This window comes from Rhizobium sp. BR 317 (assembly GCF_047445835.1).
GTDB lineage: Bacteria > Pseudomonadota > Alphaproteobacteria > Rhizobiales > Rhizobiaceae > Rhizobium > Rhizobium paranaense.
In genome coordinates, this window is the sequence record NZ_JARWLB010000039.1 from 1 (window position 1) to 15,813 (window position 15,813).

The 15,813-nt window shown below is 58.4% G+C and carries 9 protein-coding genes and 1 pseudogene; 8 read left to right on the forward strand and 2 right to left on the reverse strand.

Going from position 1 to position 15,813, the window contains the following annotated elements; translation table 11 throughout:
- The 8 genes and pseudogenes from QD357_RS30670 to QD357_RS30705 form a co-directional block, all read left to right on the forward strand.
- Window positions 1-767: aldehyde dehydrogenase family protein (locus tag QD357_RS30670; protein ID WP_414125780.1), on the forward strand; the 767-nt coding region annotated here is incomplete at its 5' end.
- A gap of 3 nt (window positions 768-770) precedes the next feature.
- On the forward strand, window positions 771-2,045 hold the full coding sequence (otnK, locus tag QD357_RS30675) for a 3-oxo-tetronate kinase (protein WP_414125781.1): 1,275 nt from the start codon (window positions 771-773) through the stop codon (window positions 2,043-2,045).
- Window positions 2,042-2,689 (forward strand): 3-oxo-tetronate 4-phosphate decarboxylase, encoded by a 648-nt coding sequence (gene otnC, locus QD357_RS30680; protein WP_414125782.1) that lies wholly within the window; start codon window positions 2,042-2,044, stop codon window positions 2,687-2,689. Before otnK ends, otnC begins: the two co-directional genes overlap by 4 nt.
- Window positions 2,690-2,787: 98 nt before the next feature.
- A pseudogene (locus QD357_RS30685) lies at window positions 2,788-3,621 on the forward strand (NAD-dependent epimerase/dehydratase family protein).
- Between the two features lie 164 nt (window positions 3,622-3,785).
- Entirely contained in the window at window positions 3,786-5,063 is a 1,278-nt protein-coding gene (locus QD357_RS30690; protein WP_414125783.1) for a DUF3422 domain-containing protein, read from the forward strand.
- Window positions 5,064-5,504: 441 nt separating this feature from the next.
- Window positions 5,505-7,346 carry a methyl-accepting chemotaxis protein gene (locus QD357_RS30695; RefSeq protein WP_414125784.1) on the forward strand — a complete coding sequence of 614 codons (1,842 nt, stop codon included), beginning with the start codon at window positions 5,505-5,507 and terminating at the stop codon, window positions 7,344-7,346.
- A 775-nt stretch (window positions 7,347-8,121) separates the two neighbouring features.
- Window positions 8,122-9,993, forward strand: coding sequence for a TRAP transporter large permease subunit (locus QD357_RS30700; protein ID WP_414125785.1), 1,872 nt, complete (start codon window positions 8,122-8,124; stop codon window positions 9,991-9,993).
- A 49-nt stretch (window positions 9,994-10,042) separates the two neighbouring features.
- A complete protein-coding gene (locus tag QD357_RS30705; protein ID WP_414125786.1) occupies window positions 10,043-11,065 on the forward strand; it encodes a TRAP transporter substrate-binding protein in 1,023 nt (340 codons plus the stop codon).
- Window positions 11,066-11,252: 187 nt separating this feature from the next.
- Here QD357_RS30705 and QD357_RS30710 read toward each other — a convergent pair whose 3' ends face one another.
- Window positions 11,253-14,510, reverse strand: a complete 3,258-nt coding sequence (locus QD357_RS30710; protein WP_414125787.1) for an error-prone DNA polymerase — start codon at window positions 14,508-14,510, stop codon at window positions 11,253-11,255.
- Window positions 14,507-15,811 carry a Y-family DNA polymerase gene (locus tag QD357_RS30715; RefSeq protein ID WP_414125788.1) on the reverse strand — a complete coding sequence of 435 codons (1,305 nt, stop codon included), beginning with the start codon at window positions 15,809-15,811 and terminating at the stop codon, window positions 14,507-14,509. The genes QD357_RS30710 and QD357_RS30715 overlap by 4 nt, the downstream gene beginning before the upstream one ends.
- Window positions 15,812-15,813 lie beyond the last annotated feature (2 nt).

Here is a 15,813-nt window from a genome sequence, read left to right on the forward strand (position 1 = left end):
AGCTTGCAGCGCGCAACTTCAAGAAGGTTACGCTTGAACTCGGCGGCAAGAGCCCGCACATCGTCTTCGACGATGCGGAGATCGACAATGCCGTCAACGGGGTGATCTCCGGCATCTTCGCTGCCACCGGACAGACATGTATTGCGGGCTCACGATTGCTCGTGCAGCGAAAGATCCACGACCAGTTTMTCGAGAAGATCGTCAACCTCGCAAAAACGGCGAGAATGGGCGATCCGCTCTTGACGTCGACGCAGGTTGGCCCCGTGACGACGCCGCCGCAACTCGAGAAGATCCTCGGCTATATCAACATCGCAAAAGGCRAAGGCGCCGAATGCGTTCTCGGTGGGGGGCGGCCGGACAATGCCGAGCTMTCCAGGGGCTGGTTCGTCGAACCTACGATTTTCTCCGGGGTCCGAAACGACATGCGCATCGCGCAGGAGGAGGTCTTCGGCCCGGTTCTGGCGGTCATCCCCTTCGACAGCGATGAGGAAGCCGTGCATATTGCCAATGACACCAATTACGGGCTGGCCGCGGGCTTCTGGACCCAGGACATGCGTCGTATCCTGAAGGTTTCGGCCGCTATCCAGGCTGGCACCATCTGGGTCAACACTTACCGCGTCATCAGCTATATGTCGCCGCTGGGAGGCTACAAGCACTCCGGCATCGGTCGCGAGAATGGCATCGCCTCGATCCAGAACTACATGCAGACGAAKAGCGTGATGATCTCMACMGCTGAAGACGTCGCCAACCCCTTCATCATGAGGTGATTCATGGTGGCCGCCGGAAAGTTGCTGGTCGGCTGCGTCGCCGACGATTTCACGGGAGCGACCGACGTCGCGAACATCTTCGCGCGCGCCGGCCTCAAAACGACGGTGCTGATCGGCGTTCCTGAAGACGACAGGGACATTGACGCCGACGTAATCGTTGTCGCCCTCAAGACTCGAACKACACCTMCGCAAATGGCGGTCGAGGAGTCCTTGGCCGCGCTGCGATGGCTGCGTGGCTGTKGCGCGCAGAAGTACTACTTCAAGTACTGCTCGACGTTCGATTCCACGGCGAAGGGCAACATCGGCCCGGTCGCCGACGCGATGCTTGCGGAGCTTGGCCAATCCATAACKATCGCCTGCCCCGCCTTCCCTGCCAACGGCCGGACGGTTTACAAGGGCAACCTGTTCGTCGGCGACGTGCCGCTGGACGAGTCCGGCATGCGCAATCATCCGTTGACGCCGATGACAGACGCGAACCTGCTGCGGGTGCTCGGGCCGCAGTCGCGGGCCGAAATCACCGGATGCTATTACGAGACGGTGAAGCAAGGGGCGTCCGCCATCGCCGAATGGGCCGCCCCCATTCACGGMGACGGCACGCGTATTGTCGTCATCGACGCCCTGGCTGACGAGGACCTTGTCGAGATTGCCCAGGCATTCAAGGATCTCGTGCTGTTMACCGGTGCGTCGGGCCTGGCATATGGGCTGGCTCGTGTTCTTCTTGCCGGCGGGAACAGCCGCGACGCTGCCGTTACGACTGACTTGGAAGAAGGCTACAGAGCCGTCGTCTCCGGTAGCTGCTCGGTCGCAACCAACGGACAGGTAGAGGCGATGCTCGCAGACCACGAGGGTTTCCGCGTCGACCTCTCAAAGCTGGCGGACGGCGGCGATGTCGTCGGCGAGGCCGTCGAGTGGGCCTCGTCCCGTCTGGGCCGCAAGCCTGTTCTCATCTATGCGACGGCTCTGCCCGACGAGGTGAAGGAAAACCAACGCAAGTTGGGCGCCGCGCAGTCCGGCGAGATGGTCGAGGCCGCCCTCTCMTCAATCGCGCGAAGGCTCGTCGAGAAGGGTGTGAGCGATCTCATCGTCGCCGGCGGCKAGACGTCGGGAGCGGTGGTGAAGTCGCTCGGCGTCGACCAGCTCTCGATTGGCAACGAAATCGCCCCCGGAGTGCCGTGGGTACACGCAAAGAGCCAGGGGCGATCTCTGTCGCTCGCGTTGAAGTCCGGCAACTTCGGCGAACGGGACTTCTTCATGAACGCTTGGGACCGGCTACGATGATAGGCTCCATATCTGAAGAGACGAAGGTCCGCGACGAGATAGTCGAGGTCGGTCGCTMGCTCTTCGACCGCGGGCTGACCGCAGGATCGACCGGCAACATCAGCGTCCGTCTGTMGGACGGTCGAATTTTGATGACGCCCACCAACGCTTCGTTGGGCGTGCTCGATCCAGCACGGCTGTCCTGCTTTTYGGCGGAAGGCGTGCATGTCGGAGGTGACAAGCCCACCAAGGAGGCGTTCCTCCACAAGTGCATGTATTGCGGTAAGGACAATCGCCGAGCCGTCGTCCACCTGCATTCAACCTATTCGGTTGCCGTCAGCTTGTTGAAGCAGGTMAACGAGCGCGACGTTCTGCYGCCCCTGACCGCCTACTATGTCATGCGTATMGGTTTCCTGCCGCTCGTGCMGTATTTTCCTCCCGGAGACGAAGCGCTGGCGGCGGCGGTGGGAGCCGCCGCCGCGAACCATCATGCGGTGTTGATGGCAAACCATGGACMTGTCGTCGCGGGCAAGTCCCTAAAGGACGCCMAGTACGCGACTGAGGAGTTGGAGGAAACGGCGAAGCTCTTCTTGCTCTTGCAGAACCACGAGGTCCGGCCGCTCACCGCCGAGGAAAGGGCCACCTTGATCAATCTCTCGAGGTGACAGGAGCGCGTTACGAACCAGGAGGAACCCAGCGGGTCTGGGTGCCGTAACCTGCACTCTCGTTCGTGCCATTGTGCGGCCCGTAAAGGGGAAATGCCATGAAACTTCTGGTCACTGGAAGCAGCGGACGAATCGGGCGCGCGGCGATTGAACGCCTTCTCGAAGAGGGGCACGAGGTCATCGGAATCGACGAGGTGCCGTCATCCGACATGAGGTGCCCGTTCGCCCGCGTCGATATGCGGGACTATGGCCAGGTCCTTGATGCGGTCGCCGATATCGAATCCGGGATTTAGKGCATCGTCSATCTTGCTGCGATAGTAGGCGCGAAAGTCGCTGCGAGCACGCACATATTTCACACCAATACCGCCATCAGCTACAATGTTTTCCAATCTGCAAGGATCGCGGGCATAAAGAACATTGTTTCTGCGAGCAGTGAGACCTTGCTGGGCGTCCCGTTTGACGATCCACCTGCCTATTTTCCGGTCGATGACAAGCTGACCTCGAAGCCTGAGAGTAGCTACGCGCTTTCCAAACTTGTAGACGAATCCGTCGCAGCCGAATTCTGCCGCTGGGATCCCGCGCTCAAAATGATCGGCCCGCGGTTTTCTTGGGTAAAAGAGCCCCACCAATATGATGCAATGAAAGCTTGCGAAGATAATCCCGGCGTTCAGAAATGGAACCTGTGGTMCTATGTTGACAGACGGGACTGTGCCCAGGCCATTTCGCTTGCGCTCAACGCAAGCCTCAATGGTTTCCATCACTTCGTGATAGCAGCAGATGATACCGTGTTGGCGCGGCCCACACGTGCCCTTAGGGCTGCTTATTATCCCAATGTACCGCTACAAGGACAACGTGCTGAACATGGCAGTCTTGTCTCAAGCCTAGTGGCCCCGAGACGTTCTATGATATCGCCCGAAGTACAGCTGGCGTGACATACCAGCGGGGGTCTCCTAGCTTCTTAGGCTGCTGTGACCTTTCAAAAGAAGGTCGAACGCGGATCAGCAGATTTATCATATCCGGGCGGGCTTCCAAGTTGCTTGCATTCGCTTCATAAGGTTCGCCGGTGTTTGCACTTCTGAAAAYGGGGAACACAGACGTGATTTCGAAGGGTGCGGAAGAAGCAGCGTCGGCAACGACGTMTCCTTGTGTACAGATCTCTCGTCCAACTGCTTTCAAACAGCAGACGGCAGACTTCAACTCCGAGCTTCACGCTCGACCGTCGATCTATTTCACCGGTCCGGCAATTGTTGAGCACGTTGCTTTCATGCCCATAGACGGTGTGATCAAGGAGTTCCACGACAGTCTCGAAGCTGATGGYACGATTTCGGTTAGAGTCGAAAGGCACACTGAATTCGTGACGGTTACGCGCGTCCGGAAACTTGACAGCGAGCCAGGGGGCTGGCCGGAATCTGACCTCCTTGAAAGTGATTTTGCCGAGCTCGCAGGATTGAACTCACCGCTGCTCGTTTGTCACGTCAGCATCCTTGTCCTCGGGAACCCTCCTGACAAGCTGGGACCGGTGCTGGAAACCTTCGGCTTYGGTGATACCGCCGCCTCATTGATCGGTGGGGGCGCGGCGCAGGTTTGCTCCGATTTTCGTGTTMGAGGGGACAATTCAAGTAGAATTATCCTGTTCAACAAGGACCTGAACGCACACCGCCTGGGGCGCATGGTACGCCGGATCTTCGAGATCGAAACCTACAGATCCATGGCGCTTCTCGGATTGCCGGAAGCGCGTCGTCTMGCCCCGCTTCTCGGCGGATATGACACGGAGTTGGTTCAACTGACCAATCGCAATCTTCGTACGCCCGCACATCAGCACAAGCAATTGCTCGAGGAGATTACCGCTCTCTCATCCCATGTCATTTCGGCCACCGCCGAGACCAGAAACAGGTTCGGCGCAACCGCAGCCTACGCCAAGATCGTTGAGGAGAGGATCGCGCTTTTACGGGAAACGCACGTCGTCGGCTTTCAACGCTTCGGTACCTTCGTGGAGCGGCGGTTCAAGCCAGCGGTGCGTACCTGTGAAGCGACCGCCTTGAGGCTTGAGCAACTATCGAGGGCCGCGATGCACTTGCTCGACTTGTTGCAAACCCGAATTCAGGTCGAGATCGAATTCCAGAACGCGACACAGATCCAGGCCATGGCTGATCGCGCCGCGACGCAGGTCAAGATCCAGCGCGCGGTCGAAGGCTTTTCGATCATTGCAATAAGCTACTATTTGTTGAGCTTGCTGAAGTTCGTGTATGAAACKGCAGACCACGCTGGGTTCCATTTCGATCCAATKATCATGCTCGTCGCTGTTCCGGTCGTTGTGGGATCTGTTGTGATCACTATTCTGCGCGTCAAGCATGCGCTGAAAGCAGAGAGCTAGCGGCGCGCAACCTCGCCTCAACAAACTCGATCAATCAAGCAGCTCTTGAGTATCTCCACGAGGCKGTTCAGCGGAGGCGGTCATCTCTTCTTCAGGTAATGGCTCGCTCGGGGACTGCGTTTTGAATCTAAGATTTGGCAGGCATTCTCGCCACCACGACGTCGGCGACAATCAATAATGCCAGAGACGACGCACTTTTAGCTTTGCCGAAAATTCCGATGGGAGCTTTGATCCGGTTGATCGGCCTACGCAATAGCCGTAGTCGGCCAGAGCCTTGATCCGCTCGCCAGCCGGCTGAGGGTTCTTTCGATCGTATCCTCCATTGGCCTTTGCGCCCTTCAATTTCGGTTAAGGTATTACGTATAAGGTTATACCTCATACGGAGTTCAAAAGGTTTGCTCGGGCGGAGGGGAAATAATGTGGAGGATTCGGAAATTTGGCGTGGCGATACGTTTGTCTATCGCATTCGGGTTGCTGTTGTGCGCAATGGGAGTTCTGTCTCTTTCGTCAATCAGCCAGGTCGACGAGATCAACGGGAAGCTCAGCCTCATAAATGGCAGTAATAGCCAAAAATTTCGGAATGGCATCGATATGCTGGGCTCGGTCCGCGATCGAGCGGTAGCATTGCGCGACATCGTTTTGACTGACTCGAATACGGATCAAGCCACGACAATCGTGATGATGAGAAAGCTACAGGCATCCTACGCTTCCAACTTCGCGGAGTTGCAAAAGGCCGTTAATTCCGACGTCGCCAGCACCCCCGCAGAGCGTCGCCTCGCTGAGGGTCTGACGGCTTTTCAGAATGACGCCGAGCCTTTGATTGCCGACGTCACCAAGTTGACGCTCGACGGAAAAAGAGACGAGGCAAAGCCGCTGCTCTTAAATGAACTGAGACCCAAGTTGACGGCATGGATTGGTGCTCTGAACAAGTTGATCGATTACGAGCAAGCTCTAAACCAAGGCGTTGGTGGCAAAGTTAAAGCAGCTTCTGATGAATTTAAATTTMTGACGCTAGCTGCGCTCGGCATAGCTGCCTTGTTCGGAGTAACCGCGGCATCGCTCACTATCCGCTCCATCATCGTGCCTCTGGCGAAACTACAGCAGTCAGTCCTGCAAATGATCGCCGGCGACATGGAAATTGACCAAATACTCKAGCGACGGAAGGATGAAATCGGTCAGCTCGCGCGGCAGATATCCGGCCTTAAGAATCATCTTTCAGAAAAAGCGGAGCGCGATGCGGTMGCCGAGCATCATCGACAGGATGCCGAGCGGCGGCGTTTGGAGAACGAAGGAGAGGAGCGCCAGCGGGCTGCCGAACAGACCAGTTCCGCCGTCGAACAAGTTGCCGATGCACTGAGGCAGTTATCGAAAGGCAACCTTCACATTCAGCTTGATCGGCCTTTCACGGGAGCTCTTGAGCCGCTCAGATTGGACTTCAATTCAGCGATTAGCCAGCTTCGCGATGCAATGTCCGAAGTAAACGACAATGCGCAGGCGATTGCTGCGGGGGCTGAAGAAATCCGTGCTTCCTCGAACGAACTCGCGGTGAGAACGGAGCAGCAAGCTATAGTCGTCGAGCAAACGGCTTCTGTCCTCGCAGACATGACAAGGCAGGTGGTGGACGCAAGCCATAAAGCTCACGCAGCAGGGATCCTCGTCGGCGAGACCAAGGAACATGCCGAGAGGTCAGGCACCATAATKCGCGAGACTATTGAGGCCATGACAAACATTCGGTCTTCTTCGGTCGAAATAGGCAATATTATCGGTGTCATCGATGAAATCGCATCTCAGACAAACCTTTTGGCTTTGAACGCAGGCATTGAGGCGGCTCGGGCCGGGGAGACTGGCCGAGGGTTCGCGGTAGTAGCGCAGGAGGTMAGAGACCTGGCGCAAAGGTCTGCGGCGGCGGCGAAAGAAATCAAGTCTCTGATMAAAATATCCAACCTGCATATCAATGATGGGGTCCAGCGTGTGCAACAGGCCGGCAACGCTTTGGGCCAAATCGTTGTTCAGGTGCAGAGCGTCAATCAGAACGTCGACGCCATTGCTCAGGTTTCTCGCGTTCAAGCCGACGGGCTCAAGGAAATCAATTTCTCAGTCGGTAAGATCGAATCAGCGACACAGCAGAACACAGCTATGGTGGAAGAGTCGACTGCTGCCGTGAACAATCTCGCGAAGGAGACCGCATCGCTTTTCGAGATGCTATCMAGGTTCCAAATTGCCGATGGGCCGGCAAAGACGAACCGCGCAGAGGAGCCAACGCTTTATCTAGTMGTGGCATAGCAAGCCGATGCAAAGCAGGACTTTCATTTTATGCCCGGTGTGATCTCCCTCCCCCAGAGGGACTAGCATCTGCCGAGGACCGGAACCCGACGACGCAGCAATCTACGGAGGGGAGATTGGCGGCGCTGGAAACTCAGAGGGCCGCTGACCTGCGGTAAGCGGCCGGAATTTTTGAGGMGCCTTTTTATTAACCGGAAGGTCAATAAGGCGGCCCGGCGTTTTAAGCCGGCAAGGCACGTTCTMCACTTAAGACGCGCCAGGTTCGCCGCTCTCGAACGACTAGGGAYGGAATAGGGACATCGAGCCGGCACAAGCGTTCGGTTGCCGTTTTCGGGAGTCGAGTTGCGACGGCGCGATGATAGGATGCGGCTTGCCMTGGTCGCCAAACAGGACTCGTCGGCTCCAAGATCTCCTAACATTTGTGCACACAAGGCAGTGGAACCTMGATGTGGTCGAGGGCAATTCTCTGCGATCAATCCAGTGACCGATCGATGCCTCGACGGAGGCCGTACTCGTTGCCCTTCAAGACTCCACCAAACGGCAGAAAAAGTGCTTGCCATATTGGGTATGACATCATACCTTATACCTACGCGCAGAGGAGCACAGTGCGCGGAATTCGTGGGAACGCACTTTAGAGAACACTCCGGAACCTTGACCGGCTTTTCCGGCAGGAGCAGTGCGCCCGCGCGAGCGTGGGAGGACAGGTTTTGAGAAATACCCGACTGCGTTGCACCCGCACGCAAACGATCAGGCCTTACCGAATGGGGAGGCCACTATGACTGTTCACGGAGTCATCGAAGATGTTGCAAGGACGTCGAGCTTGGCAGCAATGGCACGCAAGATTGAACATGCCTTGGTAAAATGCCTGGAGATACCGGTAGCACTTCTGGTGCTTTGCGAAATTCTTCTGCTGTTTTCGGCMGTCGTCGCTCGTTACGTATTCCACGTCCCGCTGGTTTGGTCGGACGAACTGGCGTCAATCTTGTTTCTCTGGCTTGCCATGCTTGGTTCGGCCGTCGCTTTTCAGCGGCAGGAACACATGCGCATGACGGCGGTGGTCACCGCATTGAAGGGCGATACACGCCGCTTCGTTGAACTGGTTTCGGTCGCGGCGGCACTTGCCTTCCTCGTGCTGATMCTGCCCGCATCTCTGGAATATGCCACCGAAGAGTCCTACGTCTGGACGCCCGCGATGGATATTCAGAACTCATGGCGCGCCTCGGCGTTGCCGACGAGCTTCGCTTTGATGCTTGTTTTCGCGGTGTTGCGGCTTCTGCAGAGCTCGAATCTCCGTCTAGCGMTCGGTGCGATTGCTGCCGTTGCAGCGGTCTTCTGCCTGTTTTGGGCGCTGAAGCCGGTCTTCGTCGGTCTTGGAAACCTMAATCTTCTCATCTTCTTCGTCGGCGGCGTTGCGGCGTGTGTTTTCGGCGGCGTGCCGATCGCCTTTTCATTCGCGATCGCTACATTCGGCTACCTTATATTGACCACCAGAACGCCGCCTCTAATAATTGTCGGCAGGATCGACGAAGGTGTCAGCCATCTGATCCTTCTTGCGATCMCTCTGTTTGTGTTTCTCGGCCAACTTATCCAGATGACGGGTATGGCGCGGGCTATGGTTGCGTTCCTCGCCAGCCTACTTGGCCATGTGCGCGGCGGGCTTCACTACGTGCTGGTGGCTGCGATGTATCTTGTATCTGGGATATCCGGATCGAAGGCCGCCGACATGGCCGCCGTCGCGCCCGTGTTGTTTCCGGAGATGAAGGAGCGCGGCGCAGACGAAGGCGATCTTGTCGCACTTCTCTCGGCGACGGGCGCCSAGACTGAGACAATCCCGCCTAGCATCGTCTTGATTACAGTGGGATCCGCAACCGGGGTATCGATCGCCGCGCTGTTMACCGGCGGTCTTCTCCCCGGCCTTATTCTGGCGGTAACCCTTTGCTTCTTGGTGCGCTGGCGCTGCCGCAACGATGACCCGAGTCACGTCAAGAGGGCAAGTCGACGGCAGATCGGCAAGCTGCTCCTCGCTGCACTGCCTGCCCTTGCGCTTCCGTTCGTTATCCGTTCAGCMGTCATCGAAGGTGTCGCCACGGCGACAGAAGTTTCGACGATCGGCATTGCATACTCGGTTGTCGCGGGTCTGGTGTTCTATCGTCAGTTCGACTGGCGCCGGCTCAAGCCAATGCTTGTCGAGACGGCGAGCCTGTCCGGGTCTATCCTTCTGATTATCGGCGCKGCCACGGCGATGGCTTGGGGCCTGACGCAATCAGGCTTCTCGACAGCGCTGGCTCAAAACCTTTCAACGCTCCCGGGCGGTGCGGTAACGTTCATGATCGTCTCGATCGTCATATTCATCATCCTCGGCAGTGTGCTCGAGGGGATACCCGCAATCGTACTGTTCGCACCGTTGCTGTTCCCGGTTGCTCAGCAGTTGGGCATCCATCAGGTGCATTACGCCATGGTTGTCGTGTTGGCGATGGGTATCGGCCTCTTCGCTCCACCCTTCGGTGTTGGCTACTACGCTGCCTGTGCAATCAGCCGAGTCAGCCCCGACGCCGGCATGAAACCGATCGTMGGCTACATCGTCGCMATGGCCATTGGTMTTGCTGTGGTTGCTGCGGTTCCGTGGCTCTCGATCGGCTTCCTGTAGCCCGACCTCGACCAACCAAAATTACAGAGCTTATTTGGAGGAGAACGAAATGGTAAATCTGACAAGACGCGCATTCACAGTGACGACGACGCTTGGTCTCAGCGCCACGGCGCTCGGGTTTTCGATGAAGCGAGCGGCCGCAGCCGAGTATTCCCTGAAGTTCGCGTTCAATCTGGCCGAGACCCATCCGATCACCACGCGCGCAAGGGAGGCGGCAGCACGCATCCAACACGAGACAAACGGGCGGGTGGAACTGCAGGTCTACCCGAACAACCAGCTTGGTAGCGACACTGATATGCTGTCGCAGGTGAGAGCAGGCGGCATCGATCTGTTCCTGAACTCTGGTATCAATGTACTGTCCACGATGGTCCCGGCGGCCTCGATCTACKGTCTCKGCTTCATTTTCCCGGACTATGATACGGTTTGGAAGACGATGGATGGTGAACTCGGTGCCGCTCTGCAAAAGCTCATCGAAAAGGTGAATCTCCTCCCGATGGAAAAGATGTGGGACAACGGGTTCCGGCACATCACCACCAGCACGCACCCAGTCAACTCGCCCGCAGATCTCGCCGGTATGAAAATCCGCGTTCCAGTCGGAGCGCTGTGGACCTCCATGTTCCAGACGTTTGGGGCAGCTCCGGCGTCCATTAATTTCAACGAACTCTATTCTGCACTTCAGACGAAGGTCGTMGATGGACAGGAAAATTCGCTGGCGAACATCAAGACCGCAAATATTGTCGAGGTCCAAAAATACTGCGCATTAACCCGGCACATGTGGGACGCGTTTTTCTGCGTTGCCAACAAGCGCAACTGGGCAAGCCTGCCGGCGGATGTGCAGGAGGTCGTGAGCCGCAACATCAACCTAGCCGCGCTTGATGAGCGCCAAGATATGGCCAAGTTGTCGGAGTCCCTCAAAGACGTCCTGGCCAAACAGGGCCTTGTATTCAATCAGCMCGACACTGAGGCGTTCAGGCAGAAACTTCGCGACGGCGGCTTCTACACCGGCTGGCGCGAAAAATATGGCGAGGAATTGTGGGCAATTCTCGAGAAGACGGTAGGGAAACTCACGTAGGCCCCTAGAAGGTATATGTTCTCCCAGAGGCCGGCTGTCCGGCCGACTTCCGGGTCTCGTGAGAACATCACGAGACCCGGCTTTTTTCGTGACTTTGTGGCAATCGCGTGCAGCGGGTGGCGCCGGCGGATCATACTCGGGCGCCTTGAAAGGGTGTGAACCAGCGACTCGCTTTMCAAACTGAATATCAATGAAAATTCCTGCTCTTCACCTTCAGCGTATCGATATGAAGGTCAGGCACGAACATGTMGCGCGGGGTTACCACCGGCTTCGGCTTATCCCGTGGATCTGGACCACCACCATGGGCAAACTCATCACCCCGCCCCGTCGGCAGTTTGAACTCTTGATCACGATCTGCAAGGCCMACCAGGTCGCCAGACAGGTCGAACAGCTGCTGGGCAACAAGATGGACGACCTCCCCTTCCCTCTGAATCCGACCATTGATCGCCATCATCGAAGATCCGAGAACGATCCGCCGGCGTTTTTCAAAGAGTGTCGGCCAGACAACGAGGTTCGCGGGCCCAGTCTCGTCCTCGATGGTGATGAACATGACACCCTTGGCCGATCCCGGCTTCTGCCGCACCAGGACGAGGCCAGCGGTATAGACCCATCGCCCGTCCCTCGAATTCATGGCCTCGGCACATGTGATGATGTTGCGCGCCGCGAGATCCTTGCGCAGGAAGGCGATCGGATGCTGCCGTAGTGTCAGGCCGGTATGGCTATAGTCCTCAATGACGTTATGGCCGTCCGTCATCTGTCGAAGCGMGACCTCCGGCTCCTGCTGCTMTGCGATMGCAGCCATTTCCCGTTCGGCCGCGGCCGCAAACAAGGGCAGCGGTTCGTCGCGCAGCGCCTTGATCGCCCAGAGCGCATCGCGGCGCTCAAGTTTCAGCGTTGGCAAGAAGGCATCGGCCTTTGCAAGCTGGACAAGCGCCTCCGACGGAACGCCAGATCGGCGCCACATATCGTCAACGGAGGCAAAGGCGCTGTTCATGCGCGCCGCGACGATCCGCGCGGCATCAGCGACAGCCAATCCCTTCACCTGCCGGAATCCAAGACGGACGGCGTGCCGGCCCGAACTGCCGATACGCTCCAGCGTGCAATCCCACCGGGAACGGTTGATGCAGACCGGCCGCACCTCGACGCCGTGCGCCMTTGCGTCGCCGACGATCTGCGCCGGCGCATAAAAACCCATCGGCTGCGAGTTCAGCAACGCCGCACAGAAGACGTCCGGGTAGTGGCATTTCACGTAGTTGGAGGCATAGGCGATGAGCGCGAACGACGCCGCATGGGATTCCGGGAATCCATAGCTGCCGAATCCTTCGAGCTGGGAGAATGTTTTTTCGGCAAATTCCGGCGTGTAGCCATTCCTCACCATTCCCGACACCAGCTTGTCCTTGAACCGCGAAACGCCACCGGTGAACTTGAAGGTCGCCATCGATTTGCGGAGCTGGTCGGCCTCGCCGCCGGTAAAACCGGCGCAGACCATCGCCACCCGCATAGCGCTCTCCTGGAACAATGGCACGCCAAGCGTCTTGCCAAGCACCGCCTCAAGTTCCGGCGTCGGATATTCKACAGGTTCCTTCCCCTCACGCCTCCGCAGATAGKGATGCACCATGTCGCCTTGGATCGGTCCGKGCCGGACGATCGCGACCTGCACGACGAGATCGTAAAAGGTACGGGGTTTTAGACGCGGGAGCATTGCCATCTGCGCGCGGCTTTCGATCTGAAAGGTGCCGAGCGTGTCTGCTCTGCGTATCATCGCATAAGTGGCTGGATCCTCCTGCGGGATTTTCGCCAGATCGAGATCATCCTCCTTATGCTCGCGGATCAGATCGAACGCTTTCGCCATACACGTCAGCATGCCGAGCGCCAGCACATCGACCTTCATGAACTTCAGCGCTTCAACATCGTCCTTGTCCCATTCGATGATCTGCCGGTCCTTCATCGTCGCCGGCTCGATCGGCACCAGATCATCGAGCCGATCATGAGTGAGCACGAAACCACCGGGATGCTGACCGAGGTGACGCGGCGCGCCCATCAACTGCTGCGCCAGTTTCAGGGTCAGCACCAGACGGCGATCATCCGGATTGAGATTGAGCTCCCGGACATTGCGGTCGCAGATCTCTTCCGACCAGGACCACATGCCCGACGACAGCGCCTTTATCACGTCCTCTGACAAGCCGAGCGCCTTGCMGACATCGCGGATCGCGCCGCGGGCGCGGTAGCGGGTGACGGTCGCACAGAGTGCTGCTTTTTCTCGGCTGTAGGTCTGGTAGATCCATTGAATGACCTCCTCGCGCCGCTYGTGTTCGAAATCGACATCGATATCCGGCGGCTCGTMGCGCTCCTGGCTGACAAAGCGCTCGAACAKAAGATCGTTGGTTGAGGGATCGATACTGGTGATGCCGAGAATGTAGCAGACGGCACTATTGGCCGCAGAACCCCTGCCCTGGCAGATTATGCCTTGGGAGCGCGCATAGCGCACGATCGAGAAGACGGTGAGAAAATACGGGGCGTATTTCATGGTGCGGATCAGATCGAGCTCGTGCCGCACTGTTTTCAGAACGTCAGGTGGCAGACCTTCGGGATAGCGGTTTGGCACGCATTCCCAGACATAGTGCTCGAGCGAGGCCTGGGCGTCCTTGCCTGGCACGATCGCCTCCTCCGGATATTGATAGGTGAGCTCCTCAAGCGAGAACTTGCACCGACGGACAATCTCCATTGTCCGCGCGAGCGCCTCGCTGTAGCGGGGAAATAGGCGCTCCATTTCTTCCGGTGGCTTCRGGTATCGATCGGCATGGCGCTCGCGCTCGAAGCCTACATCGTCGATCGTCGTGCGGGTGCKAATGCAGGTGACGATGTCCTGCAACTGCCGGCGGCCTGGTTCATGGAAGAGAACGTCGTTTGTGACCACAGTCTTCACCTTGAACCGTGCCGCAAGATTGGAAATTTCATGCAGCCGCATCTGGTCGTTCTGCCGACGCCGCAGACAAAGCGACACATAGGCGCGATMGCCGAAAACCTCGGCCATCTTGCGCAGCTGGAGCGCACAGGTGTCATCCGGCAGATCCGGCATCAGGATGCCGATCATGCCTTCGKAATATGCGATGACGTCGTCCCAGTGCAKGATGCAGTTGTTTTTGCCGCCGCGCGACTTGCCGAGCGTAATCAACCGTGTGAGCCTGGAGTAGGCAGGGCGATCCGTCGGGTAGACCAGCACGGACATGCCATCAGTGAGATCGAGCCGGCAACCCACGACGAGGCGCAAACCGGTGGCGCGCGACGCCTCGAGCGCCCGCACAATCCCGGCCAGCGAATTGCKATCGACGACGCCGAGGGCCTCGATACCGAGGGCCTTGGCGGTCTCGAACAGTTCCTGCGCGKAGCTTGCACCGCGCAGGAAGGAAAAATGGGTKGTGACCTGCAGCTCGGCGTAGCTCATGCGAAGATCCCGTGCATGAACCAGCGGTGGCTACCGGYTTCAGGATCGATGCCATCACCGGAGCGAAAAACCCAAAGACGCTCGCCAGCTTCGTCMTMGATGACGAAATAGTCGCGCACCGCTTCCATCTCCGCGTCGCGCTGCCACCACTCGCCAAAAATCCGCTCGGGCCCATCGGCCCGCTTGACCTTCCGGCGCTTGCCACGCCAAGTGATGGAGACCGGCGGACGGTCCGGCAGCAACGCGATGGCCTCGATCAGCTCCGGGCGCGCCAGCAGGCGGACCGGCCGGCGCCAATGGCTGACCCAGGTGACTTCGATCGGACCAGCCGCGGCACTGATCCGCTGGACGGAGCGCTCGGGCACGTCGGAGGCAACCGGCGCCACCCKATAAACACGCTGGCCACGGTTGCCGTAGATATCGATCAGCGGCGTCACGTCCATGACCTCGTCCTCGACCAGCGAYGAGGATTTCYGGCGCTCCTCCAGCGGCTCCGCCATGACGGCGACCAAGGTCAGTTTTTCGATCMCAAAGCCGGGCTCGATCTTTTCCGTCCGGTCACGAAACAGCTTCGTCAGCCAGGAGACATCGCGCACCGGCTTCACCGTGCCGGCGCGGATCGCCTGCCGCGTTCCGTCGACCTTCTCGACTATCAGATCCGCTCGGCGAACGCCAAGGCCGCGCTTTTGCAGTTCCTCGATCAGTTGCACGACCAGCCGGCCGACATATTTGTCGATCGTCTCGGCAGCACCGATMGGTTCGGCAAAAGCACGGCTGACCTCGATCAGTTCGGCGGTGCGGATCGGATCGATCGGTTCCGGGATACGGCCGAATATCTGGTCGAGCCGCCGGCCGATCTCCGGGCCGAAACGAAGCGTCAGCGGCGCGCGCGGCGTGTGGGCCAATTCGCCGATCGTCTKGAAGCCKAGCGTACGAAGGTCGCTGACGACCTTCCCGGGAAGGCGCAACAGCGATATCGGCAGTTTCTCGACGGCGCGCACGGTCTCACCGAGGGGCACGATAACCGTATCCCGACTGATGGCGCGCGCGCAGGCATGAGCTGCTCCCCAGGTGTCGGCGACAGCGACACGGGGCGTGAGCTTTCTGGCCAGAAACTGATTGGMGATCTTCGTCACCATCGGCAGTTCGCCACCCTGCAGGTGATCGGCACCCTCKGTATCCATGACAATGCCATCGATCCCATCGACMGCGACGATCGGGGAATAGAGCGTMAGAGCCCAGAGCGTGATCCGCTCGAGTGCTGCGGCATCCGTTTCAGGATCCGCATCGACCAGCATCAGGC